Origin of the sequence: Chlamydia pneumoniae TW-183, from assembly GCF_000007205.1 — a bacterium.
GTDB lineage: Bacteria > Chlamydiota > Chlamydiia > Chlamydiales > Chlamydiaceae > Chlamydia > Chlamydia pneumoniae.
Genome location: NC_005043.1, coordinates 161,791 through 185,310 on the forward strand (window position 1 = coordinate 161,791; position 23,520 = coordinate 185,310).

Consider the following 23,520-nt stretch of genomic DNA (forward strand, 5'->3'; position numbering starts at 1 on the left):
AAGGAGTCGAAGAGAAAAAATACTCCGGAGGATGGGTTCGAACCAACGACCAATGGATTAACAGTCCACTGCTCTACCGCTGAGCTACTCCGGAACAGCTTTTACTCCCTACATATTCTATGACCAAAGGGTAAAAAGTCAATGATTTTCGTCTCTGAAAAAAGAAAGATTTTCTTTAAGTCTTGCAATTTTCCTTATATTTTTCTTCACTAGTGCGTATGTTTTTCCATCGATATGCTTTCTGGAGTTGTTTATGGAGAATGCTATGTCATCATCGTTTGTGTATAATGGGCCTTCGTGGATTTTAAAAACGTCAGTAGCTCAGGAGGTATTTAAAAAGCACGGTAAGGGGATTCAGGTTCTCTTAAGTACTTCAGTGATGCTTTTTATAGGTCTTGGAGTCTGTGCCTTTATATTTCCTCAATATCTGATTGTTTTTGTTTTGACTATAGCTTTGCTTATGCTCGCTATAAGCTTGGTATTGTTTCTCTTAATACGTTCTGTACGCTCTTCAATGGTAGATCGTTTGTGGTGTTCTGAAAAAGGATATGCTCTTCATCAACATGAGAACGGGCCTTTTTTGGATGTGAAGCGTGTACAGCAAATTCTTCTAAGATCACCCTATATTAAAGTTCGGGCTTTATGGCCGTCTGGAGATATCCCTGAGGATCCTTCACAAGCTGCGGTTCTATTACTTTCTCCTTGGACTTTCTTTTCATCCGTGGATGTAGAGGCTTTATTACCGAGTCCTCAAGAAAAGGAGGGTAAGTATATAGATCCTGTGCTGCCTAAGTTGTCTAGGATAGAGAGAGTCTCACTTTTAGTGTTTTTGAGTGCATTTACTTTGGATGACTTAAACGAACAGGGAGTCAATCCTTTGATGAATAATGAGGAATTTTTATTTTTTATAAATAAGAAAGCGCGTGAGCATGGGATTCAGGATTTAAAACACGAGATTATGTCTTCGTTAGAGAAAACAGGAGTGCCATTAGACCCCTCAATGAGTTTTCAAGTTTCACAAGCGATGTTTTCTGTATATCGCTACTTGAGACAAAGGGATTTAACGACTTCAGAATTAAGATGTTTTCACCTCTTAAGTTGTTTTAAAGGGGATGTGGTTCATTGTTTAGCTTCATTTGAAAACCCTAAAGATTTAGCAGATTCTGACTTTTTAGAAGCTTGTAAGAACGTGGAATGGGGTGAGTTTATTTCGGCATGTGAGAAGGCTCTTTTAAAGAATCCGCAAGGAATTTCCATTAAGGATCTAAAACAATTTTTAGTGAGGTAATCTATGATCGAGTTTGCTTTTGTTCCTCATACCTCCGTGACAGCGGATCGGATTGAGGATCGCATGGCCTGTCGCATGAACAAGTTGTCTACTTTAGCAATTACAAGTCTTTGTGTATTGATCAGTTCAGTTTGTATTATGATTGGGATTTTATGCATTTCTGGAACGGTTGGGACCTATGCATTTGTTGTAGGAATTATTTTTTCTGTGCTTGCTTTGGTAGCATGTGTTTTCTTTCTTTATTTCTTTTATTTTTCTTCTGAGGAATTTAAGTGTGCTTCTTCGCAGGAGTTTCGTTTTTTGCCTATACCAGCTGTGGTTTCTGCATTGCGTTCCTATGAATACATTTCTCAGGACGCTATCAATGACGTTATAAAAGATACGATGCAGTTGTCTACCCTTTCTTCTCTTTTAGATCCCGAAGCTTTTTTCTTAGAATTTCCTTATTTTAACTCTTTGATAGTGAATCATTCGATGAAGGAAGCGGATCGTTTGTCTCGAGAGGCTTTTTTGATTTTATTAGGTGAGATTACTTGGAAGGATTGTGAAACAAAAATTTTGCCATGGTTGAAAGATCCTAATATCACTCCTGATGATTTCTGGAAGCTATTAAAAGACCATTTCGATTTAAAGGACTTTAAGAAGAGGATCGCCACTTGGATACGGAAGGCCTATCCAGAAATTAGATTACCGAAGAAGCATTGTTTAGATAAGTCTATCTATAAGGGGTGTTGTAAGTTTTTATTACTTGCTGAGAATGATGTGCAATATCAGAGGTTATTACATAAGGTCTGTTATTTCTCTGGGGAGTTTCCTGCCATGGTTTTAGGTTTGGGAAGTGAAGTGCCTATGGTGTTAGGACTCCCTAAGGTTCCCAAGGATCTTACCTGGGAGATGTTTATGGAAAATATGCCTGTTCTTCTGCAAAGCAAAAGAGAGGGGCATTGGAAAATCTCCTTGGAAGACGTAGCCTCTCTTTAATGAAAGAAGAGTCCTCGGATGAAGCCTATGATTTCTTCTGTAGGTGTTCCAGGGGTATTGATATCGTTAAGACGGTCTTGGAATTGTGGATACGATGAGTAGAAGTGTTTATGAGCTTGTTGGGATAGGGGTTTAATAATATCTCCAGGGAGGTTCAGGTGGTAGAGGCTTTCTTCTAGAGCTAGGTAGAGCAAGGAAGGGAGAGCCTCTGAGAGTTTTGGTAATTCTTTAGCTGAGCTAGTATGGCTATGGAATTCCAAGGATGGCACAGAAAGATGGGGAATGTCTTTATGGTTAGCTCTGAGTCCGTACAACCGTGTGTTTAGAAATAGGCATCTTCGGATGAGCACGGGAGCACGGTCTATCCATAAGTTTGAGGGGGTTTCTTTTTGTGGATGGAAGTTTTTCCATACTAAAGACCAGTTTGTTTTTGTGCCGTGACTGTCGTAGGGGAATATGGTGAAGTTTGCCCCATGGATAATGAGCTCGGAGATTTCCAACTGTTTCGTTAGTAGCATAGATATGGAAGAAAATCGTACATCTGCGTACTCGATTTCGGCGGCGTAAGGAAAGCGTTCAGAAGCTAGAGGGTTATGAATGCAGATATGACGGATTTTAATTCCAGAAGTTCTTATGGAGACTCTTCCTACAGTGACTTGGGTGTGGAGGCGGTTAGATAGCCATTGCTCAACGATACTTTCTTTGCGCATCCAGAAATATCCAACGATGCAGCACCCTATAAGAAATAGATTTTTTAGCAGTTTAAACATATAGGCAGAGGAGTTTTATATCTTAATAATTAAGATAGATTAAGAAATGAATATTCCCAAAGAAAAAGGTCTCTTTTCTTTAGTTAGAAAAGAGACCTCATGGAAAATTGTTAATACTAGCTTAAGAGACTAGTAGTCCATTCCTGCGCTTGGCATCGCTGGAGCTGAAGAAGATTTCTCTTCTGGGATATCAGCGATTAAGGCTTCTGTTGTGAGGAGTAATCCTGCGATAGAAGCTGCGCTTTCTAGAGCTGAGCGAGTCACTTTAGTTGGATCTAAAATTCCTGCGTCAATCATATCTGTATAAGCGTCACGTAAAGCATCATAGCCTTCATTTGCAGATCTTGCTAGAACTTGCTGACAAATGATAGCGCCTTCTTTACCTGCGTTACTTGCAATTTGCTTTAATGGAGCTGTTAATGCTTTTAGAATAATACGAGTACCAATAGCTTCGTCTTCGTTTGCTAGCATAGGAAGGAAAGCTTCTAGTGTAGGGATACAGCGAACTAAGGCAGTTCCACCACCAGGGAGGATTCCTTCTTCGACAGCTGCAATGGTTGCGTGTTGTGCATCATCTACTCTGTCTTTTTTCTCTTTCATCTCTATTTCGGTAGCAGCTCCTACGCGGATTACGGCGACACCACCGGAGAGTTTAGCTAAACGCTCTTGGAGTTTTTCTTTGTCGTAATCTGAAGTGCTATCTTCGATTTGTTTTTTAATATTGTCGCATCGAGCTTGGATATCAGGTTTGTTTCCTAAGCCTTCGACGATTGTGGTATCTTCTTTAGTTACGATAACTTTCTTAGCTTTTCCTAACATTGCTAGAGTTGTATTCTCTAGTTTCATGCCAAGTTCTTCGCTAACTAGTTGGCCACCAGTAAGGATAGCGATGTCTTCTAACATAGCTTTTCTTCTGTCACCGAAACCAGGAGCTTTCACTGCACAGACTCTGAATCCTGCACGGAGTCTATTGACTACTAGAGTTGCTAAAGCTTCTCCTTCAATTTCTTCTGCAATGATTAAAAGAGGGCGTCCAGATTCTGCTACTTGTTGTAAAACTGGAAGGAAGTCTTTAATTCCAGAGATTTTTTTATCGTAGATTAGAATCAGAGCGTCTTCTAAAACGCATTCTTGAGTTTCTGGATTTGTGGAGAAGTAGCTGGAGAGGTATCCACGGTTGAAGTTCATTCCTTCTACAACGTCGAGAACAGTTTCGAAGCCTTTAGCTTCTTCAACAGTAATGGATCCGTTTTTACCAACTTTTTCCATAGCTTCTGCAATAAGATTTCCGATTTCGGAATCATTATTTGCTGAGATAGTAGCTACTTGAGCGATTTCTTTGTGATGTTGTACAGGTTTACTAATTTTTTTGAGTTCATCAACAACAACTTTTACGGCTTTGTCGATACCTCTTTTTAGGTCCATAGGATTGGCACCGGCAGTGACATTTCTTAGACCTTCGCTATAGATTGCTTCTGCAAGAACAGTTGCTGTTGTAGTTCCGTCGCCTGCTTTGTCAGCAGTTTTGCTGGCGACTTCTTTTACCATCTGAGCGCCCATGTTTTCATGTTTGTCTTCGAGCTCGATTTCTTTAGCTACAGTAACACCATCTTTAGTCACTTGGGGAGAGCCAAAGCTCTTATCTATAACTACGTGACGTCCTTTAGGACCTAGAGTAACTTTTACTGCTTCTGCAAGAGTTTTTACCCCTTTATGTATTTTTTTTCTGGCTTCTTCATTATATTTAATATTTTTCGCTGCCATCGTTGTTCTCCTTAACTTTCTATAATCTGCAAACTAGTATTTTATTTTAGGACGGCCATGATTTCACTGGACTGTAGAATGACATACTCTTCGTCATCGATTGTGATTTCTTGACCTGCATACTTATCCATTAAAATGATATCGCCAACTTGAACTTCGAAAGGAAGTAGAGTACCGTCATCAGTTCGTTTGCCTGTGCCTAAAACAAGGACCTCAGCACGATCTTGTTTCTTTTTTGCTGTATCGGGTAAGATGATTCCTCCACGAGCAGTGGCTTCTTCTTCTTCCCTTTTTACCAAGATTCTATCGCCCAAAGGTTTAATTCGGAGGGTCGTTGCTTGATCAGACATTTATATGCTCCTTATGTTTTACGTTCTAAGAGACTTTGCTATTTCTGCAATCACGATAACAAAGCGTTTTTTTTTGTGCAATAATTTTAGCACTCAATAATTTTAAGTGCTAAAAACTCAATCTTCTGAAAGCAAGGAAGAGAGTAGGTCTATCTTTTTCGTAATGAATGCAAAGGCTTTATCTAATGGAGCAGAGGTGGTCATATCCAATCCCGATTTCTTTAATATATTGAGTGGGAAGTCAGACCTTCCGCTTTTCAAAAATTTTAAATAAAGTTCGAGAGCCCCTGGTTCTTGTGTAAGAATTTTTTCAGCAAAGGAGAGGGCAGCTATGATACCTGTCGCATATTGATAAACATAGAAATTATAGTAGAAGTGAGGGATTCTAGCCCATTCTAATGCAGATAGGGAATCCGAGGTTACAACACCTCCGTAGAATTCTTTTTGTAAATTACCGTAAGTTGCGGAGAGGAACTCTTCAGTAAGAGGAGTTCCTTGTTCTGCTGCAGAATGAATTTCGTATTCGAAGGCAGCGAAAAAGGTTTGACGGAACAGAGTCGCAAATATGGTGTCTAGAGTTTTAGTGATAATTACGATTTTGTCTTCTTTACTTTGATCTGATTTGCTGAGAGCTTCCATGAGGAGCATCTCATTGAATGTTGAGGCAATTTCAGCAAGAAACAGAGGGTATTGGGCATCATGATAGGGCTGTGCTTCTCTACTGAAGTAGGAGTGCATGCTATGTCCAGCTTCATGGGCAATGACGGAAACGTCATAGAGTGTATTCGTGTAGTTTAGAAGAATATAAGGAGCGCTATCATAGCATCCTGAGGAGTAGGCTCCCGAACGCTTGTGCTTATTTTCGTATCTGTCTACCCAACGATTTGAAAGAAGACCATTTCTTAGAATTTCAACATAATGAGTCCCTAAGGGAAGGAGGCTTTTGCAAACTAGGTCAACGCCTTCTTCATAACTATAATTCTTACTTGTAGTTTGGGAAATAGGAGCATAAACATCATAAAAGTGGAATTCTTTTAGATTTAGAGCTTCTTTTTTTAGGTTAAAATACCGATTGATAAGAGAAGTGTGTTTCTTTGTTTCGTTTATAAGATTGATATAAACAGTTGTAGGGATGTTATGTTGGAATAGGGATGCCTCTAGGCACGAAGGGTAATTTCTTGCTTTGGCTTCAAAGAGATGCGCTTGGACTTTCCCATTGAGAAGATTCGCGAAGGTGTTACGGTAATCATAGTAACGTTGGAATTGAGCTAAGTAGGCAGTACGGCGCAATTCCTGATCTGGGGATTGCATATACAGCGAAGCCAGGGCATGGGATAGCGGATGTTCTTCTCCGTTTGAATCTTTAGCTATACCAAAAGGAATTTCTGCATCGCTTAAGGAAGAGAAAGCTTTATTTGAGACATTAAGGGCTGCAAACGAGGAGGCTAAGATCTTTTCTTCGTTTGCTGTTCCTGTGTGGGGAGAAAGACGGAAAATTTTTTCTAGGTAAAATCTATAGGGAGCGAGCACTGAGCTGGATAGCAAGGCAGCGACTTTTTCTTCAGAAAGAGCAATTAAAGCTGGTTGGATCCAAGAAATTTCCTGAGAAAAGAGAGTGTAGAGATAGACAATGGATTGGTAGTCGCTTTCCCCTTCGGGATTTGTAATATCTTGATCGTGGATGAGGTGAGCGTATATGTAGAGTTGGTCTAATTTTCGTTCTACAGAGAATTTTTTTGATAAAAGTTCGAGTAAAGATTCGGGGTTATCGATTTGATAATGAGAGGGAGAGAATTCGGGCCATATGGGAGAACGATCTTTTCCAGAGCTACAAAGATCGAAATCTTTTTTCCACTCCTCTCTATTTGCGTACATGAGAGTTGTGTCCCAACAATGCTTTGGATCTACTTGAGTTCTTGTTGGGAGTGCTTCGGTTTTCAGTTCAGTAGTCATGAGGGAAGGAACTCCTTTTTAAGAGTCAGGATGAATGAGAAAGCTCATTATAAGACAATCTTTAAGAAAAAGCCAAGAACAAATCTTGGTTTAAAGATTAGAAGGGGTTGGCCGTATCTATAAAGGTTGTGGAAATAGGAAATTCGCTTTTTAGATGCTCTGCAAGAGATTTTGGACCTACTTTTTCTGTGGCTGTATGTCCAAATGCTAGGAAGTTGATATTGCTTTCTAGAGCTGTCGACCATGCAGGTTCATCAAAATTTCCTGTGATGAAGCAATCGACTTGGGACGTGGCTGCCGAAGAGAGTTCTCTATAAGCTCCTCCTGAGATCAGAGCTGCTGAGGAGACTCTAGAGGGGCCGCCCAAGGCAGATCCTTTTAGGGGAGCTTGGTAATATTGAGATAACAGGTCAATGAAAGAATCTATATCGATAGGAGAGAAAGAGCCTTGCACTCCTAAATAAGGGAGGGAAGAACCAAAGGGCTTCAAGTCATGCCAATTTAGATCCAGGGCAACTCTCCAGTTATTTCCTAAGGTAGGGTGAGCATCCAAAGGAAGGTGGTAGGCAATGAGTTGGATATTGTGTTCTATTAGTAATTGGATGCGCTTATGGATCATGCCGGTAATAGGATAGGGCATACCTTTCCAAAAAATTCCGTGGTGTACAATGAGAACGTTTGCTTCGGCCGCAACAGCTTGTTTTATGGTTTCTAGATCTGCGGTAACTGCAACAGCGATTTTCTTTACCGGAGTTTGGGGATCTCCAACTTGAAGTCCGTTGGGTCCATAATCCTGAAATATTTTTGATGAGAGAAGAGTCTCAAGATGAGAAAGGAGATCCGCAACATTCATAGAACAGACTTATTTAAAAAATAGCATTAGTACACAAGTGCCCATTATTGTAAAGGTTTTGTTATAAAAACAAGTAAGTATTCTTAGCTCATCAAACTATTCTATATGTAAGATATTAGCTAGTTCCATGTTTAGTAATTATAAATGCATTTAGAGTCTTTCTGTACTTTTAGAATTTTACATGGCTTGATGTTTTCCTTTAGAAATCTTCCAAAAAAATGGGGGTTGTAATTCGGCGTATCTATCTGTGGTAGAGAGGATTACATTTCATATTCTATAAACTTCGGCAGTATTTTAGAGTGTTAGTATTTGGAATGTTTTAGTTTCTTAGGGGAAACCATCCGCAGATGAGATTTTTTCCAACGTATTAAGTTTTATCATCTCTATCTAATTTTCAGAAAGAGTATGAAGATGAGCCCTGGCATGTGAAAAGCAGAGACTATTAGAAAAATCTTTGAGCCGAAGAGTCAAAGATTTTAATCAGGCTATCGATAATGATGTTCTGTGCGTAAGTTAGGTTTTCTTCGGTATGTGCGGAGCTAATGAAGTTTGCTTCGAGGGGAGATGGAGAAAGGTAGACTCCATTATCAAATACTTCAGAGTAGAAGGTTTGAAATTTCTCTACATCGGAATTTTTTGCTTCATCAAAATTTGTGGGTGCAGATTCTGTAAAAAAGAGGCTGAACATCGTTCCCTGATGTACTAGAGATACTGGGAATCCTTGAGATCGGATTTCCTCTTCAATTGGAGAATAAAAGAGAGCCTCTAATTGGCTGAGATGGTCATAGAATCCTTCGGATTGGCATAATTGAATGGCGGCGTGTCCTGTAGCCATAGCGAGGAAGTTCCCAGACATGGTACCTGCTTGGAATATGGTGCCTTCGGGCATGAGGTGATCGAGAATTGAGCGGTGTCCTACAAGGGCTGCAGCAGGTAGGCCTCCTCCTAAGATTTTTCCATAGATGGTAATATCGGGGGAGAGATTGAAAATATCTTGAGCTCCTTGGAATGCCACTCGAAATCCTGTGACGACTTCATCCATAATAGAAAGACTTCCGAAGCGTTTGCAGAGTTCTATGATATCGTCTAGAAATTCGGCTTTGGGAAGGACGATACCCATATTTGCACATATAGGTTCAAAGATAATTCCTGCTACTTGAGGTCCTAGAGCTTCCATGACATGGTGTAGGATTTGGCTATTGTTATAAGGCAGGGATATCAATAAAGAATGTGGAGAGGGCGTGTGTATCAATGAAGTTAGGTTGTCTATAGTTTCTTCAGTTGTTGAGATGCCTCCAAGAAGAGTATCTGCATGACCGTGATATCCCCCTATAAATTTGATAATAATAGAGCGGTTTGTGATTCCTCGAGCGAGACGTACTGCAGTCATTGTTGCTTCCGTTCCCGAGGATACAAAACGGATTTTATGTTCTTTGAGTTTGAGCGAGGAGAGGAGCATTGTTGCAAATAGAATTTCCTCTTCAGAGGTTAAGCCATAGGAGGTTCCTTTTAGAGCTGTTTTTTGGATAGCCTTGACAATTTTGGGATGACTGTGGCCGTGAATTAAAGCTCCCCAGCCTCCACAAAAATCAATAAACTCTCGTCCGTGAGTATCTAGGAAAATATCTCCTTGTGCTGAGCTCACTATAGGGGGTGTGACTCCTACAGAACGGCAGGCCCGAACGGGAGAGTTCACGCCTCCTGGGAAGACTTGGCATGCCTCTTCAAAAGTAACGGTATGCTTTTGATTTGAGCAGTTCAACATGGAATTTCTTTTAGTGAGTTTCCACATATTTTGGAGAAGCTGATCTTTAATGGCTAGAAAAAGCCGTGAGTTAGTTTAGCAATAGATTGTCAGGGACTGTAGAAAGCGAGGCATATTTTCCTCCAAGATCTTTAAGAACTAAAGCCCAGAGATCTTCTGGTTCTGAGTAAAAGACGTAGTCTTTGTTCCCTGGAGCTAGAAACCAGTCATTGCTTAGGAATTCTTTTTCAAGTTGTCCTGCTTGCCATCCGCTATAGCCAAAACATAGGTTGATTTCTGGCCCAGATTCGCTAGAGGCGATTTCTTGGAGGAAGGGAAGATCTCCTCCTAAGTAGACTGATGGACAAATTTCTAACGTTTGTTCAGGAATTTCGGAGCATGAATGAAGTAACATCATTTGGTTTGCTTGTAGGGGGCCTCCCATACAAAAGCGGATATTATGATTGGAGACTTTTTCAAAGGTAAAGATGTCATCTGAGATTTCAAATCCCAGGGTTTTATTTAAGATGAGACCGAAAGAACCATTGAGGCTATGTTCACAAAGTAGGATGACACTACGAGCAAAGACTCCTTGGTTTATATCAGGAGAAGCGACTAACAAAGATCCTTTTTCTAGGCGTGCATAAGGAATTTTCATAATATCTCTGAGTTTATTCTTCGTAGGGGACTACAGCATCAAATACTGATTTAACACACAAGATGGGGATTTTATGAGTTAAGGCGAGAGGGATGCTATCGCTAGGACGGGCATCGACATCAACGACGTATAGAAATTCGCGATCTTTTTGTTCTAAAAAGAGTCTTGTGTAGAAAACGTTATCTTTATAGTCATTAATTACTACACGTAACACTTGGATATCGAAACCTGAAAAGACAAAGTTCAGTAGATCATGAGCAAAAGGTCTTTGAGGAGAGTGTCCTTCAGTATCAGCACCTTGAAATGCTTGCCCCATGGAAACGTGCCCATATATAGCGAACTTTTTTTCTTCAGTACCTAAGATCATGCCTGCATAATTACAAAAACTGACAAGTTTGTAAAAATTGAGAAGTACTAAGGGGGTTTCTTCTAGGAGTTCTTTTTCTAAGCTCATACAGAATATTTTTTGCTGATTAGACCTTGGCTATTGCTAGACCACACTTCGACTTTCTCTATAACAAACCCGACTTCAATAACACCATGAATTTGTATTAACTTTAATAAATCCTTTTCAGGATTTGGGTAGGAGTTGGGGGAAAAAATATCGTAAATGTAGTTGCTGCTGTCTGTAATAAATAGGTCACCAGTATCTTGTAGGCGCCATTCTCCTTCATATCCAAGATGGCGGATTTCTTCAATAATTGCTGAGCGACCGAATCGACTGATTTCTAAAGGAACACGAAATTTTCCTAGGACTGGAACCAGTTTACTTTCATCAACAAGGATAATGCTGCGTTTTGCTGCTCTTAAAAGAATCTTTTCTCTGAAAATGGCTCCGCCACCACCTTTGATCATCCGCAATTGAGGGTCGACTTCATCAGCACCGTCTACCGTAAGATCTAGGGAAGAGAATTTTTCTGGATTTAAGAGGGGGATGGCAAGCTGCTTTGCTAGAGCATAAGAATTTTGAGAAGAAGCTATAGCATGAACTGCTAAGGACTCTGTTTGAATTCTATGGGCGAGTGCAAAGATAAATTCCTTAGCTGTAGATCCACTGCCTAAGCCAAGAATCATGCCTGAAGTTACTTGTGTAGCAGCCTCATGGGCCAGGCATTTTTTCTCATGAAGATGAAGATCTTTTTCCACAGCGCTACTACTATGTTACAAAATATTCCCACAGCTTATGCAAAGGGATTCTTCCAATACTATACAAAAATCGAAACCTTTTGGACGAGTCTTTAGGGTAATCGATTTTCAGATCTTTAAATGAAAGCGTATTGATCCTATTTTCTGCTATAGGTTTTAGTGGGTAGGAACGGATCTTTTGTATTGCATTGTCATGGGATACTCTAGAAATCTCGAAGTGCGAACAAAAATTAAGAATGGAATTCTTAGTAGACAATAGTTGGAGTATTTTGAAGTGAAATTTTTCCAAAGTCCCCTTCGATTTAGAATAGGAGTGACTTTAAAATTAAGATAGAAAACGAACTAGATAACGTACATAAAGGGAAGAGCTGGTTGGATCTATAGAGGTTCCAACCAGCTCTGGTTTCATTATTTCCAAACTTCTTCGGAAATTTCTTTTACTAGAGCAACTTTAGCCCATTGCTCTTCTTCTGTTAATTTATTTCCTATTTCACATGAAGCAAAACCACACTGTGGACTTAGAGAGAGTCTTTCCAAGGGCAGGTAGTCTGCTGCTTGATGTATGCGAGCAATGACCTCATCCTTATTTTCAAGTGTAGGGGTTTTGCTGGTAACAAGACCTAAGCAGACAGTTTTTTCTCCAGAAATGAAGGTGAGAGGAGAGAAGTCTCCAGAACGCTCATGATCAAACTCTAAATAGTAGCCGTCTACATTTGTTTGTTCGAATAGGGGCTTTGCAATAAAGTCATAACTACCACTAGCAAAGAATTTTGAGTGGTAGTTCCCACGGCATACATGTAAATTAACGACTAGATCATCGGGACGATCTGCAATTACAAGATTATTAATCAGAAGATATTGTTGAATCAGATCTTGAAGACCTTTTTCATCGATACCATACCACGAACAGACTCGAGGGTCTACTAAACCTCCCCGAGTACAGTCATCTAATTGGAGATAGCGGCAGCCAGCATCATAAAGATCGCGAATGACTTTACGATAACCTGCAACAATATCTTCAATTAGCTCCTGATTTGTAGGATAGAATTTACGTGTGACCTCTATATTATTAGGGAAGATCATCTGCTTTAAAAACTGTGCCGGTGCAGGAAGAGTTTGCTTTGCAGTCGTAAATTCATCTTCTAGAGCTTTTACAAATTTAAAGTGATCCACAAATGGGTGGTGAGATACAGAGATCTTGTCTGTCAGATAGGTATCATCGATCATAGCGCGTTCTCCATCAAAGAAAACTCCTTCTGTAGCTCTGTGGTGACCTACGCCATGAAAACCCCACATGAAGTCGTAATGCCACGTAGCTCTGCGGAATTCTCCATCAGTAATAAAAGAAAGACCTGCTGCTTTTTGTTTTTTGATCAAATCTTGGATAGCGATATCCTCAATTTGCATGAGTTGATCTAGAGAAATAGAGCCTTCTTTAAGGCTTTCTCTAGTTTTTTTTAAATGCTCAGGACGCAAAAAACTACCGACAACATCAAAATGAGATTTCAGAGGTCTTTTTAGTGAAGTATTCATGATTGTCCTCCTTCAGACTAGTGAAATGGAAAGAGCTAAGTAGAAAAACGTCGAATTTTCTATAGGATTAAAAATAAGAATAAACAAGTTATAGGCGTTTCTGAAAGACAGAATCGTTACTTAATACTTTCCACAATGTTCTAGCATTTAAGAACATAGGATATATTTTGTCCAACTATAACTAGATCATTTAAAAATATTTGTAATTTAGTTGGAATATATAAAATCATTAGCATTAAGCAAACTGTTTTTCTTTTCTTAGTTTTTAGATGCGAATAATTTGATAATTTCTCAGGTAATTAAAAATCTTTTAATTGTTTTTTCTGTTTATGTTTGACAAGCACAAGGTGGATGCCACTCTATAGTCACGATCTTTAAGTCCTTGATTTGTGAAGAAATTGGTCCTTAGGAGTTGCCGCTTTCTTCAGACAGTTCAAGAGATCACTTCCTAATGTATTTTTAGAAAGGGGAAAGAGATCCTCTTAGGTTAGACGTTTAGGTTTGGTAGTATTTCGATAGGGTTTGATAAAGTTGCCTCTTCTACATTCTCAGAGGAAAGTTTATAGATTTTTTATTATTCCTATGTAATAAGAAAAACCTTTTTAAAAAGTGCTTGGGGTGAATTTTATGGAGAAATTTTCCGATGCTGTCTCTGAAGCTTTAGAGAAGGCTTTCGAACTTGCTAAATCTTCGAAACATACCTATGTCACAGAAAATCACCTATTACTGGCTTTATTAGAAAATACAGAGTCTCTCTTTTATTTGGTAATTAAGGACATTCATGGGAACCCTGGTTTGCTCAATACGGCAGTTAAAGATGCGCTCTCACGAGAGCCGACTGTAGTTGAAGGAGAGGTGGATCCTAAACCTTCTCCGGGTTTACAAACCCTTCTTAGGGATGCCAAACAAGAGGCAAAGACATTAGGAGATGAATACATTTCTGGAGATCATCTGCTGCTTGCTTTTTGGAGTTCAAACAAAGAGCCTTTTAATTCTTGGAAGCAAACAACAAAAGTTAGTTTTAAAGATCTTAAGAATCTGATTACTAAAATACGACGAGGAAATCGTATGGATTCGCCAAGCGCTGAAAGTAATTTTCAGGGTTTAGAAAAGTATTGTAAAAATTTAACAGCATTAGCTCGTGAAGGTAAACTGGATCCTGTGATCGGTAGAGATGAAGAAATTCGTAGAACCATCCAAGTGCTTTCCCGTAGAACTAAAAATAACCCTATGCTTATTGGTGAGCCGGGTGTAGGGAAAACTGCTATAGCAGAAGGATTAGCTCTTAGGCTTATCCAGGGTGATGTTCCTGAATCTCTCAAAGGTAAACAGCTTTATGTCTTAGATATGGGAGCTTTGATTGCAGGAGCTAAGTATCGAGGTGAGTTTGAAGAAAGACTAAAGAGTGTTTTAAAAGATGTAGAATCTGGAGATGGCGAGCACATTATCTTTATTGATGAGGTGCATACTCTTGTTGGAGCAGGAGCTACTGATGGAGCTATGGATGCTGCGAATCTTTTAAAGCCTGCATTAGCAAGAGGGACGCTACACTGTATTGGCGCGACGACTTTGAATGAGTATCAGAAGTATATTGAAAAAGATGCTGCTTTGGAACGTCGATTTCAGCCTATTTTTGTGACAGAGCCTTCTTTGGAGGATGCTGTCTTTATTCTTCGTGGACTAAGAGAAAAATATGAAATTTTCCATGGAGTCAGGATTACAGAGGGGGCTTTGAATGCCGCAGTCCTACTTTCCTATCGTTATATCCCAGATCGCTTTCTTCCAGATAAGGCTATCGATTTGATAGATGAAGCGGCAAGTTTAATTCGCATGCAAATTGGTAGTCTTCCTCTTCCTATTGATGAAAAGGAGAGAGAGCTTGCTGCTTTGATCGTTAAGCAAGAGGCTATAAAACGCGAGCAATCTCCTTCCTATCAAGAAGAGGCGGATGCTATGCAGAAGTCTATAGATGCTTTGAGAGAGGAATTAGCATCTCTACGTTTGGGTTGGGATGAAGAGAAGAAGTTGATTTCGGGGCTCAAGGAAAAAAAGAATTCCTTGGAAAGTATGAAATTTTCTGAAGAGGAGGCGGAGCGTGTTGCAGACTATAATCGTGTAGCTGAGCTTCGGTATAGTTTAATTCCCCAACTTGAAGAAGAAATCAAACAGGATGAAGCCTCTTTAAATCAAAGAGATAACCGTCTCCTTCAAGAAGAAGTTGACGAGCGATTGATTGCGCAAGTGGTAGCTAATTGGACAGGGATTCCTGTGCAAAAAATGCTAGAAGGGGAAGCTGAGAAACTGTTAATTCTTGAAGAATCCTTAGAAGAACGTGTGGTAGGACAGCCTTTTGCAGTCTCTGCGGTTAGTGATTCTATTCGTGCTGCACGTGTAGGTTTAAATGATCCTCAACGTCCCTTAGGAGTCTTTTTATTTTTAGGGCCAACAGGGGTAGGAAAAACCGAGCTTGCAAAAGCTCTTGCAGATCTTCTTTTCAATAAAGAGGAAGCTATGGTCCGCTTCGATATGTCAGAGTATATGGAAAAGCATTCCATTTCCAAGCTTATAGGATCTTCTCCAGGGTATGTGGGTTATGAGGAAGGTGGGAGTCTTTCTGAGGCTCTTCGACGACGTCCCTATTCAGTAGTTCTCTTTGATGAGATAGAGAAAGCAGATAAGGAAGTTCTAAATATCCTTTTACAGGTTTTTGATGATGGGATTCTTACGGATGGGAAAAAACGCAAAGTAAATTGTAAAAATGCCTTGTTTATCATGACATCAAATATAGGTTCTCCAGAACTTGCAGATTATTGTTCAAAAAAAGGAAGTGAGCTTACGAAAGAAGCGATTCTTTCTGTAGTCTCTCCAGTATTGAAAAGATACTTGAGCCCTGAATTTATGAACCGAATTGATGAGATACTTCCTTTTGTTCCATTAACGAAAGAAGATATCGTGAAAATAGTTGGCATTCAAATGCGAAGGATTGCCCAGAGATTAAAGGCACGGCGGATCAATTTATCTTGGGATGATTCTGTAATATTATTTCTTAGTGAACAGGGTTATGACAGTGCTTTCGGAGCCCGCCCTTTAAAACGTTTGATCCAACAAAAAGTTGTGATCTTGCTTTCTAAGGCTTTGCTTAAAGGAGATATTAAACCTGATACATCGATTGAGTTGACGATGGCAAAAGAGGTGCTCGTATTTAAAAAAGTGGAAACTCCTTCTTAGAGAGTTTTCTATGGGTGCGGAATTTTAGATACTAGGAAAAGCCCTCTTTGTTAAGAGAATGGATAGGTTTTTAGATTCTATGTCTTCTTGCTACGCTTTCTTGTTTCCCGGGATCATAAAAAAACTAGGACGATAAAGTGTGTGTAGGATTAGAATTGTGCGGCAAGCTTCATTTGGCTAAACAAGAGCAGTCACAGAAATTTAAGAAGTCCTATGTTTAAGAGCTTTATAGTAAGGTATATGTTTGTAGGTGGCCTTGTTTCATTCTTGCTTCCTATCCCCGACTTGGAATGTGCGAATAATGTAACAAAAACTTATGATAAGAAAGCTTCTGTTATATCCAGAGATCTTAAGCTACAGGAAGACTGCCAGAAGTTTTGGAATCTTGATCCGTATAAACTAGAAAGTCTTTGTGCTTATCAAGTGCTTTACCATGATGACTATAGTTCCAAGAGAATACGAGAGCTTTTTCCTCAAATCCAAAAAGACGAAGTCCCCATATTTGCAACAATGATTCTTACTTTAGGGAAAGTAGACCGTGGCTTTTCTCCTGAAGAAATTTCATTGATCCAAAAACTTTCTTACCCAGGCCTCTCATTGGCTTCTTTGAGAGGGTCTACAGAAATAGACCCGAATACAGATTTGGCTCGTGCTTTAGTAGTGTCGGAGTTTTCTGGAGATTTAGGGAAGAACCGAGCTGACTACTATAGCAATTGCCTTGATATTTTGGCGTTGCGTATTCATGCAGAACGTCAAAGGTATTTAGATCAGTCTCCTTGTGTTCCTGGAACCTCCGAGTTTCATAAGGCAACTATAGAAGCTATTAATACGATACTCTTCTATGAAGAAGCAGTTCGTTATCCTTCGAAGAAAGAAATGTTTTCTGATGAATTTTCTTTTCTTTCTTCAGTTACAGATAGAAAATTCGGCGTATGTTTAGGGGTCTCTTCTCTTTATTTCTCTTTGTCACAGCGCTTAGATTTACCTTTAGAGGCTGTGACGCCTCCTGGGCATATCTACTTACGTTATCAGGGTGGTGAGGTGAACATTGAGACTACAGCTGGAGGGCGCCATCTTCCTACAGCAAGTTACTGTGATTGTCTAGATTTAGAAGACCTTCAGGTGCGTACTCCTGAAGAAATGATAGGGCTTACTTTTATGAACCAGGGCTCTTTTGCTCTGCAGAAGAAAAAGTATAAGGAAGCGGAAGAGGCTTATAAAAAGGCTCAAGAGTATTTGGGAGACGAGGAACTACAAGAGCTTTTGGGGTTTGTTCAAATCCTAGGAGGAAAGAAAAAAGAGGGGAAATCTTTGATTGGTAAAAGTCCTCGCGCTTCCCAGAAAGGATCGGTGGCTTATGACTACCTTAAAGGTAGAATCAACATTCCAACACTAGCTCTTTTATTTTCTTATCCAGGATCCAATTATGAAGAGATAGCTTCTTATGAAGAAGAACTCAAAAAGGCTATGAAAAGCTCGATGCCATGTTGTGAAGGACAGCGTCGTCTTGCTTCAGTAGCATTTCATTTGGGGAAGACAGCGGAGGCGGTTGCTCTTTTAGAAAAATGCGTTGAGGATATCCCTAATGATCTTTCTCTTCATTTAAGGTTATGTAAAATCCTATGTGATCGACATGAGTATACAAAGGCTTTGAAATACTTCATAATTGCGGAAAGACTTATGGAGGATCAGGGATTTCTTAAAAAAGACAATCGTTCGTTCGCTTTATTTTATGAGGTGAAAAAAATCATATCCAAAGTGGCTCCTCAAAAAGCTAACACCTTGCTTTTAATGGAGTCTGAAAGATAACTTGATCAGTTCTTTCTGTATTGCTCTTATTTATAACATGTTATAACATTGCAAGTGTTAATTTTTAACAGATCTTTATTTGTTGCAATATTTTTTTAAATAAGAATTGAGCTATTTTTTAGCCTCATATTGCAGATGTCATGAAAGATTTGAATCAAAGTAAGTCTTGCTTTCCAAGCTTTGGTAGGATTAAAGTGTTTGAGATGAATTCGCATTTTTTAAATTATTGTTGGAATTAGTATGAGCAGTTCGGAAGTTGTTTTCCAGACAGTTCATGGCCTTGGCTTTGGTGGATTGTCTTCAAAAAGTGTTGTCCCTTTTAAGAAAAGTCTTTCGGATGCGCCCCGTGTTGTGTGCTCGATTTTAGTTTTGACTCTGGGGTTGGGAGCGCTTGTTTGTGGTATTGCCATTACTTGTTGGTGTGTCCCGGGAGTTATTTTAATGGGGGGAATTTGCGCTATAGTTTTAGGTGCAATTTCTTTAGCTTTAAGTCTATTTTGGTTGTGGGGTTTATTTTCTAATTGTTGTGGTTCTAAGAGAGTTTTACCGGGTGAGGGATTGCTACGGGATAAGCTTTTAGATGGTGGATTTTCAAGAGCGGCACCTTCAGGAATGGGACTTCCGGGTGATGGATCTCCAAGAGCGTCAACGCCATCTTGCCTAGAGGAACTTCAAGCAGAGATACAGGCAGTTACTCAAGCTATCGATCAGATGTCAGATGATTGACTCTAAAGCGTAGAGGTACTTAAGGGAGAGGCTTTGCTAATCAGTAAAGAAACTTTAATACAAGTAAGATCTAAGTTGAATAACTTAAAAAGATAATGAATAAAAACAAAATAGCATGGGGGACCAATGGCTGTTCAATCTATAAAAGAAGCCGTAACATCAGCCGCAACATCAGTAGGATGTGTAAACTGTTCTAGAGAGGCTATACCAGCATTTAATACAGAGGAGAGAGCAACGAGTATTGCTAGATCTGTTATAGCAGCTATCATTGCTGTTGTAGCTATCTCCTTACTCGGACTAGGTCTTGTAGTTCTTGCTGGTTGCTGTCCTTTAGGAATGGCTGCGGGTGCTATAACAATGCTGCTGGGTGTAGCATTATTAGCTTGGGCAATACTGATTACTTTGAGACTGCTTAATATACCTAAGGCTGAAATACCGAGTCCAGGGAACAACGGTGAGCCTAATGAAAGAAATTCAGCAACTCCTCCTCTAGAGGGTGGTGTTGCAGGAGAAGCCGGTCGCGGCGGGGGGTCACCTTTAACCCAACTTGATCTCAATTCAGGGGCGGGAAGTTAGATTTTTTATCTAACCTACTAAGTTAGTATTTTAACTGTAGGTTTTTCCTTCCGTTGTTTTAAAAGAACCTCAAGAATAACTAGAGGTTCTTGTTTGTTTATTGCAATCTTCGTTTTTGCTATCTATAGTTAACTTATATAAATATAAGGCAAATGGTGGAGAGTTAGCTCTATGGAAAGTGAGAAAGATATAGGAGCTAAGTTTTTAGGTGACTATAGGATTCTCTATCGCAAGGGGCAGAGCCTATGGAGCGAAGATCTTTTAGCCGAACATCGATTTATAAAAAAACGTTACCTTATTCGATTACTTCTTCCTGATCTAGGAAGTTCTCAACCATTCATGGAAGCTTTTCATGATGTTGTTGTTAAACTAGCAAAATTAAACCATCCAGGCATCCTCAGTATAGAAAATGTTTCTGAATCTGAGGGAAGATGTTTCTTGGTAACACAAGAGCAAGACATCCCCATCCTTTCACTAACGCAATATTTAAAAAGTATTCCCCGCAAACTTACAGAGCTAGAAATTGTAGATATTGTAAGCCAACTCGCTTCTCTTTTAGATTATGTGCATTCAGAAGGACTGGCTCAAGAAGAGTGGAATCTTGATTCTGTCTATATTCATATTTTGAATGGTGTTCCTAAAGTCATACTCCCTGATCTGGGGTTTGCTTCATTGATAAAAGAACGTATTTTGGACGGGTTTATTTCAGATGAGGAGAATCGAGAATCTAAAATAAAAGAAAGGGTACTACTTCACACTTCAGAAGGAAAACAAGGTAGAGAAGATACGTATGCTTTTGGTGCTATCACCTATTATTTACTTTTTGGTTTTCTTCCTCAAGGCATTTTCCCTATGCCTTCGAAAGTTTTTTCTGATTTTATCTATGATTGGGATTTTTTAATTAGCTCTTGTTTAAGTTGTTTTATGGAAGAAAGGGCAAAAGAACTTTTCCCCTTAATAAGAAAAAAAACTTTAGGAGAAGAGCTGCAAAATGTTGTCACTAACTGTATAGAAAGCTCTTTAAGGGAAGTGCCAGATCCTTTGGAATCTTCTCAGAATCTTCCTCAAGCGGTCCTTAAAGTAGGGGAAACGAAGGTAAGTCACCAGCAGAAGGAATCTGCGGAACATTTAGAATTTGTGTTAGTGGAAGCATGCTCCATAGATGAAGCCATGGATACCGCTATAGAATCCGAAAGTAGTTCTGGAGTTGAGGAGGAAGGGTATTCCCTAGCTCTACAGTCTTTATTAGTTCGGGAACCAGTAGTGAGTCGTTATGTAGAAGCTGAGAAAGAAGAACCCAAACCGCAACCCATACTTACAGAAATGGTTTTAATAGAGGGAGGAGAATTCTCCCGAGGAAGTGTCGAAGGGCAACGTGATGAGCTTCCTGTACATAAGGTAATTTTACATAGCTTTTTCTTAGATGTTCATCCTGTGACGAACGAACAGTTTATTCGTTATTTAGAATGTTGTGGTAGTGAACAGGATAAGTATTATAATGAGTTAATCCGATTGCGAGATTCTCGTATACAGCGTCGTTCGGGTAGGCTTGTTATAGAGCCAGGTTATGCTAAGCACCCTGTCGTTGGGGTTACTTGGTATGGAGCCTCAGGGTATGCAGAATGGATAGGAAAACGCCTGCCTACAGAAGCTGAATGGGAAATAGCTGCTTCTGGCGGGGTGGCTGCGCTACGCTATCCCTGTGGGGAGGAAGTCGAAAAAAGCCGGGCAAATTTTTTCACTGCGGATACGACAACAGTCATGAGTTATCCACCCAATCCTTATGGCCTCTATGATATGGCAGGGAATGTCTACGAGTGGTGCCAAGATTGGTATGGGTATGATTTTTATGAAATTTCTGCTCAAGAGCCAGAGAGTCCTCAAGGTCCTGCTCAAGGAGTCTATCGGGTGCTAAGAGGGGGATGTTGGAAGAGCTTAAAAGATGATCTTCGCTGTGCTCATCGCCATCGTAATAATCCTGGGGCTGTAAATAGTACGTATGGTTTTAGGTGCGCTAAAAATATCAATTAAGAGAGGTTCATGAAGGAAGAGAATTCACAAGCACACTACTTAGCTTTATGTCGTGAATTAGAAGACCATGATTATTCTTATTATGTGTTGCATCGTCCTAGAATCTCTGATTATGAATATGACATGAAATTACGGAAGCTTCTTGAAATAGAGAGAAGTCATCCCGAATGGAAAGTCTTATGGTCTCCCTCAACACGTCTCGGAGATCGTCCCTCTGGAACTTTTTCTGTGGTTTCCCATAAGGAACCGATGCTTTCCATTGCCAATAGCTATTCTAAAGAAGAACTAAGTGAGTTTTTTTCTAGGGTAGAAAAATCCCTAGGTACAAGTCCACGTTATACAGTAGAACTTAAAATCGATGGGATTGCAGTAGCAATACGTTATGAAGATCGTGTGTTGGTTCAAGCACTCAGCCGAGGAAATGGAAAGCAGGGAGAGGATATCACATCGAATATTCGAACAATACGCTCCTTGCCTTTAAGACTTCCAGAAGATGCTCCAGAGTTTATTGAAGTACGTGGCGAGGTCTTCTTCTCTTATTCTACGTTTCAAATTATCAATGAGAAGCAGCAACAATTAGAGAAAACTATTTTTGCCAACCCGAGAAATGCTGCAGGAGGTACCTTAAAGTTACTTTCTCCTCAAGAAGTCGCAAAACGTAAATTAGAAATTTCTATCTATAATCTCATTGCTCCAGGAGATAACGATTCTCATTATGAAAATCTTCAGCGCTGCCTTGAATGGGGATTTCCTGTATCTGGTAAACCAAGATTGTGCTCTACCCCAGAGGAAGTGATCTCAGTTTTAAAGACTATAGAAACTGAGAGAGCTTCCTTGCCTATGGAAATCGATGGTGCTGTCATCAAGGTAGACAGTTTGGCAAGTCAGAGAGTTCTTGGAGCCACAGGGAAACACTATAGATGGGCCTTAGCTTATAAATATGCCCCAGAGGAAGCAGAGACCCTTCTTGAGGATATTCTAGTTCAAGTAGGAAGAACGGGAGTTCTGACTCCTGTAGCTAAACTCACTCCTGTACTGTTGTCAGGGTCTTTAGTATCTAGAGCGTCTCTATACAATGAAGATGAGATTCATAGAAAAGACATCCGTATTGGTGATACCGTTTGTGTTGCTAAAGGTGGAGAGGTGATTCCAAAAGTAGTTCGGGTATGCAGAGAAAAACGTCCTGAAGGTTCTGAAGTTTGGAATATGCCTGAATTCTGCCCTGTCTGCCATAGTCACGTAGTTCGGGAAGAAGATAGAGTTTCTGTGCGTTGTGTCAATCCTGAGTGTGTTGCAGGAGCTATTGAAAAAATTCGTTTTTTTGTTGGTCGGGGAGCTTTAAATATCGATCATTTAGGGGTGAAGGTAATCACAAAGCTGTTTGAATTAGGGTTAGTGCACACGTGTGCGGACCTATTTCAGCTGACTACTGAAGATTTAATGCAAATTCCCGGGATACGGGAACGCTCTGCAAGAAATATTCTAGAGAGTATCGAGCAAGCTAAACATGTGGATCTAGATCGTTTTCTTGTTGCTCTGGGGATTCCTCTCATTGGAATTGGTGTTGCTACTGTACTAGCTGGCCACTTCGAGACTTTAGATCGGGTAATTTCCGCGACTTTTGAAGAACTTCTTTCACTAGAGGGTATTGGAGAGAAGGTGGCTCATGCTATTGCTGAGTATTTCTCAGACTCTACGCATCTTAACGAAATCAAGAAAATGCAGGATTTAGGAGTGTGTATATCTCCTTATCATAAATCAGGATCTACGTGTTTTGGCAAGGCTTTTGTGATCACAGGGACGTTAGAGGGAATGTCTCGGTTAGATGCAGAAACTGCTATCCGGAATTGTGGGGGTAAGGTAGGCTCCTCTGTCTCGAAACAGACCGATTACGTAGTTATGGGGAATAACCCAGGATCTAAATTAGAGAAGGCTAGGAAATTGGGAGTCTCTATCTTAGATCAAGAAGCCTTTACAAATCTAATTCATTTAGAATAATTTATTTTAAAATTTTCTTAATACATTAATTCTTATTTGTAAAAGTTTTATTTAAATTATTTATTATAAATTCTTTTACAGCTATAATTGTCCGTATTTTATAAGTTTTTTT

The 23,520-nt window shown here is 39.7% G+C and carries 18 protein-coding genes and 1 tRNA gene; 8 read left to right on the forward strand and 11 right to left on the reverse strand.

Annotated features, from left to right (window positions below; genetic code table 11):
- Nucleotides 1–22: 22 nt before the first annotated feature.
- Nucleotides 23–94: transfer RNA gene (locus CPB_RS00655), tRNA-Asn, on the reverse strand.
- A 171-nt stretch (nucleotides 95–265) separates the two neighbouring features.
- Between CPB_RS00655 and CPB_RS00660 the strand changes: the two genes are divergently transcribed.
- Together CPB_RS00660 and CPB_RS00665 are read left to right on the forward strand one after the other, a co-directional pair.
- Nucleotides 266–1,288, forward strand: coding sequence for a hypothetical protein (locus CPB_RS00660; RefSeq protein WP_011126074.1), 1,023 nt, complete (start codon nucleotides 266–268; stop codon nucleotides 1,286–1,288).
- 3 nt (nucleotides 1,289–1,291) lie between these two features.
- Nucleotides 1,292–2,269: a hypothetical protein gene (locus CPB_RS00665; protein WP_010892128.1), complete on the forward strand. Its 978-nt coding sequence runs from the start codon at nucleotides 1,292–1,294 to the stop codon at nucleotides 2,267–2,269.
- On the opposite strand, the gene CPB_RS00670 is transcribed toward CPB_RS00665, so the two are convergent.
- From CPB_RS00670 to CPB_RS00720, 10 genes are all read right to left on the reverse strand, one after another.
- Nucleotides 2,266–3,039 (reverse strand): hypothetical protein, encoded by a 774-nt coding sequence (locus CPB_RS00670; protein WP_010882783.1) that lies wholly within the window; start codon nucleotides 3,037–3,039, stop codon nucleotides 2,266–2,268. The genes CPB_RS00665 and CPB_RS00670 overlap by 4 nt on opposite strands.
- Before the next feature lie 129 nt (nucleotides 3,040–3,168).
- Nucleotides 3,169–4,803, reverse strand: coding sequence for a chaperonin GroEL (gene groL, locus CPB_RS00675; protein ID WP_010882784.1), 1,635 nt, complete (start codon nucleotides 4,801–4,803; stop codon nucleotides 3,169–3,171).
- Between the two features lie 41 nt (nucleotides 4,804–4,844).
- Entirely contained in the window at nucleotides 4,845–5,153 is a 309-nt protein-coding gene (locus CPB_RS00680; RefSeq protein ID WP_010882785.1) for a co-chaperone GroES, read from the reverse strand.
- A 117-nt stretch (nucleotides 5,154–5,270) separates the two neighbouring features.
- The gene (gene pepF, locus CPB_RS00685) at nucleotides 5,271–7,106 is read right to left on the reverse strand and encodes an oligoendopeptidase F (protein WP_010882786.1); all 1,836 of its coding nucleotides are present in this window, start codon (nucleotides 7,104–7,106) and stop codon (nucleotides 5,271–5,273) included.
- A gap of 97 nt (nucleotides 7,107–7,203) precedes the next feature.
- Entirely contained in the window at nucleotides 7,204–7,959 is a 756-nt protein-coding gene (locus tag CPB_RS00690) for a Nif3-like dinuclear metal center hexameric protein (RefSeq protein ID WP_010882787.1), read from the reverse strand.
- Nucleotides 7,960–8,401: 442 nt separating this feature from the next.
- Nucleotides 8,402–9,724: a glutamate-1-semialdehyde 2,1-aminomutase gene (gene hemL / locus CPB_RS00695; protein ID WP_010882788.1), complete on the reverse strand. Its 1,323-nt coding sequence runs from the start codon at nucleotides 9,722–9,724 to the stop codon at nucleotides 8,402–8,404.
- 70 nt (nucleotides 9,725–9,794) lie between these two features.
- On the reverse strand, nucleotides 9,795–10,364 hold the full coding sequence (locus CPB_RS00700; protein ID WP_041466948.1) for a YqgE/AlgH family protein: 570 nt from the start codon (nucleotides 10,362–10,364) through the stop codon (nucleotides 9,795–9,797).
- 10 nt (nucleotides 10,365–10,374) lie between these two features.
- Entirely contained in the window at nucleotides 10,375–10,815 is a 441-nt protein-coding gene (locus tag CPB_RS00705; RefSeq protein ID WP_010882790.1) for a bifunctional nuclease family protein, read from the reverse strand.
- Nucleotides 10,812–11,507 carry a ribose-5-phosphate isomerase RpiA gene (gene rpiA, locus CPB_RS00710; RefSeq protein WP_010882791.1) on the reverse strand — a complete coding sequence of 232 codons (696 nt, stop codon included), beginning with the start codon at nucleotides 11,505–11,507 and terminating at the stop codon, nucleotides 10,812–10,814. Before rpiA ends, CPB_RS00705 begins: the two co-directional genes overlap by 4 nt.
- A 408-nt stretch (nucleotides 11,508–11,915) precedes the next feature.
- Complete coding sequence (locus CPB_RS00720; protein WP_010882793.1) at nucleotides 11,916–13,040, reverse strand: 5-methyltetrahydropteroyltriglutamate--homocysteine S-methyltransferase; 1,125 nt, start codon at nucleotides 13,038–13,040, stop codon at nucleotides 11,916–11,918.
- 627 nt (nucleotides 13,041–13,667) lie between these two features.
- Between CPB_RS00720 and CPB_RS00725 the strand changes: the two genes are divergently transcribed.
- The 6 genes from CPB_RS00725 (at nucleotide 13,668) to ligA (ending at nucleotide 23,408) form a co-directional block, all read left to right on the forward strand.
- Nucleotides 13,668–16,268 carry an ATP-dependent Clp protease ATP-binding subunit gene (locus tag CPB_RS00725; protein ID WP_010882794.1) on the forward strand — a complete coding sequence of 867 codons (2,601 nt, stop codon included), beginning with the start codon at nucleotides 13,668–13,670 and terminating at the stop codon, nucleotides 16,266–16,268.
- A 240-nt stretch (nucleotides 16,269–16,508) separates the two neighbouring features.
- Nucleotides 16,509–18,077 (forward strand): transglutaminase family protein, encoded by a 1,569-nt coding sequence (locus CPB_RS00730; protein WP_010892125.1) that lies wholly within the window; start codon nucleotides 16,509–16,511, stop codon nucleotides 18,075–18,077.
- 240 nt (nucleotides 18,078–18,317) lie between these two features.
- Entirely contained in the window at nucleotides 18,318–18,803 is a 486-nt protein-coding gene (locus tag CPB_RS00735) for a hypothetical protein (protein ID WP_010882796.1), read from the forward strand.
- A gap of 126 nt (nucleotides 18,804–18,929) precedes the next feature.
- Nucleotides 18,930–19,379 (forward strand): hypothetical protein, encoded by a 450-nt coding sequence (locus tag CPB_RS00740; protein ID WP_010882797.1) that lies wholly within the window; start codon nucleotides 18,930–18,932, stop codon nucleotides 19,377–19,379.
- Nucleotides 19,380–19,550: 171 nt separating this feature from the next.
- A complete protein-coding gene (locus CPB_RS00745; RefSeq protein WP_011126076.1) occupies nucleotides 19,551–21,410 on the forward strand; it encodes an SUMF1/EgtB/PvdO family nonheme iron enzyme in 1,860 nt (619 codons plus the stop codon).
- A gap of 9 nt (nucleotides 21,411–21,419) precedes the next feature.
- Entirely contained in the window at nucleotides 21,420–23,408 is a 1,989-nt protein-coding gene (gene ligA, locus CPB_RS00750) for an NAD-dependent DNA ligase LigA (protein WP_010882799.1), read from the forward strand.
- Nucleotides 23,409–23,520 lie beyond the last annotated feature (112 nt).

Bases quoted from the DNA above. Each gene is read 5' to 3' on its own strand.
- hemL (WP_010882788.1), bottom strand. From the start codon at position 9,724: ATGTTGAACTGCTCAAATCAAAAGCATACCGTTACTTTTGAAGAGGCA.
- ligA (WP_010882799.1), top strand. From the start codon at position 21,420: ATGAAGGAAGAGAATTCACAAGCACACTACTTAGCTTTATGTCGTGAA.
- CPB_RS00725 (WP_010882794.1), top strand. From the start codon at position 13,668: ATGGAGAAATTTTCCGATGCTGTCTCTGAAGCTTTAGAGAAGGCTTTC.
- CPB_RS00730 (WP_010892125.1), top strand. From the start codon at position 16,509: ATGTTTGTAGGTGGCCTTGTTTCATTCTTGCTTCCTATCCCCGACTTG.
- CPB_RS00740 (WP_010882797.1), top strand. From the start codon at position 18,930: ATGGCTGTTCAATCTATAAAAGAAGCCGTAACATCAGCCGCAACATCA.
- CPB_RS00660 (WP_011126074.1), top strand. From the start codon at position 266: ATGTCATCATCGTTTGTGTATAATGGGCCTTCGTGGATTTTAAAAACG.
- CPB_RS00680 (WP_010882785.1), bottom strand. From the start codon at position 5,153: ATGTCTGATCAAGCAACGACCCTCCGAATTAAACCTTTGGGCGATAGA.
- CPB_RS00670 (WP_010882783.1), bottom strand. From the start codon at position 3,039: ATGTTTAAACTGCTAAAAAATCTATTTCTTATAGGGTGCTGCATCGTT.
- CPB_RS00735 (WP_010882796.1), top strand. From the start codon at position 18,318: ATGAGCAGTTCGGAAGTTGTTTTCCAGACAGTTCATGGCCTTGGCTTT.
- CPB_RS00705 (WP_010882790.1), bottom strand. From the start codon at position 10,815: ATGAGCTTAGAAAAAGAACTCCTAGAAGAAACCCCCTTAGTACTTCTC.
- groL (WP_010882784.1), bottom strand. From the start codon at position 4,803: ATGGCAGCGAAAAATATTAAATATAATGAAGAAGCCAGAAAAAAAATA.
- CPB_RS00690 (WP_010882787.1), bottom strand. From the start codon at position 7,959: ATGAATGTTGCGGATCTCCTTTCTCATCTTGAGACTCTTCTCTCATCA.
- pepF (WP_010882786.1), bottom strand. From the start codon at position 7,106: ATGACTACTGAACTGAAAACCGAAGCACTCCCAACAAGAACTCAAGTA.
- CPB_RS00665 (WP_010892128.1), top strand. From the start codon at position 1,292: ATGATCGAGTTTGCTTTTGTTCCTCATACCTCCGTGACAGCGGATCGG.
- CPB_RS00720 (WP_010882793.1), bottom strand. From the start codon at position 13,040: ATGAATACTTCACTAAAAAGACCTCTGAAATCTCATTTTGATGTTGTC.
- CPB_RS00745 (WP_011126076.1), top strand. From the start codon at position 19,551: ATGGAAAGTGAGAAAGATATAGGAGCTAAGTTTTTAGGTGACTATAGG.